Here is a 1111-nt window from a genome sequence, read left to right on the forward strand (position 1 = left end):
TTTCGAAAACCTGGTGCCGGGCACTACACCGGTGAACACCACCGTCACCGACACACCGGGCACCGCTGATACCACCACCGTCACTTTGACCGCGCCAAGCGCAGTCAACGAAGGCGGTCAGATTACGTACACCGCGACCTTGAGCAACAAGGCGGGCACTGACGTAACCCTGAAACTCGACAACGGCTCGACGATTACCATCAAAGCCGGTGACACCGTCGGCACTGTGACTGTTCCAGCACCTAGCGATGACGTGTTCATCGACAAGAGCACTCAGACCGTCAAGATCACTGACGCTGCTGGCGGTAACTTCGAGAAGTTAGAAGTTGCTGGCAACGGCGCGACCACCACGATCAACGACACCATCGACAAAGTTGATGTGGTTCTGACTGCCACTACCACTATTGGCGAAGGCGGCAATATCGTCTACACCGCCAGCCTTGTGGATAAAAACGGCGCGGCAGTGACTAACATCACTAATCCGCTGACCGTCACTCTGGATAACGGCCAGACCATCACTATCGGTGTGAACCAGTCGAGCGGCACCGTCACCACCGTGGCGCCGAACGACGTGTACAAAGGCGATCAAACCGTAACGACCGCTATCAAAGGCGTGACTGGCGGCGAGCACTTCGAAAACCTGGTGCCGGGCACTACGCCGGTGAACACCACCGTCACTGATACTCCAGGCACTGCGGACACCACCACCGTAACGCTGACCGCGCCAAGCGCAGTCAACGAGGGTGGTCAGATTACGTACACCGCTACGCTTTCCAATAAAGCGGGTACTGACGTCACCCTGAAACTCGACAACGGCTCGACGATCACCATCAAAGCCGGTGACACCGTCGGCACGGTGACTGTCCCAGCACCTAGCGATGACGTGTTCATCGACAAGAGCACACAGACCGTCAAGATCACTGACGCTGCTGGCGGTAACTTCGAGAAGTTGGAAGTTGCAGGCAACGGTGCGACCACCACGATCAACGACACCATCGACAAGGTTGATGTGGTTCTGACCGCTACCACCACCGTTGGCGAAGGCGGCAATATCGTCTACACCGCCAGCCTTGTGGATAAAAACGGCGCCTTGGTGACCAACATCACCAAT

Annotated in this window: 1 protein-coding gene; it reads left to right on the forward strand. The window is 56.9% G+C overall.

From position 1 onward, the window contains the following. Positions 1-1111, forward strand: a 1111-nt coding sequence (locus ACI77D_RS29290) for an immunoglobulin-like domain-containing protein (RefSeq protein WP_407018097.1), incomplete at both ends; no start/stop codon positions are given.

The sequence above is a fragment of the Pseudomonas sp. O39 genome (assembly GCF_045447295.1).
Classification (GTDB): Bacteria; Pseudomonadota; Gammaproteobacteria; order Pseudomonadales; family Pseudomonadaceae; genus Aquipseudomonas; species Aquipseudomonas antarctica_A.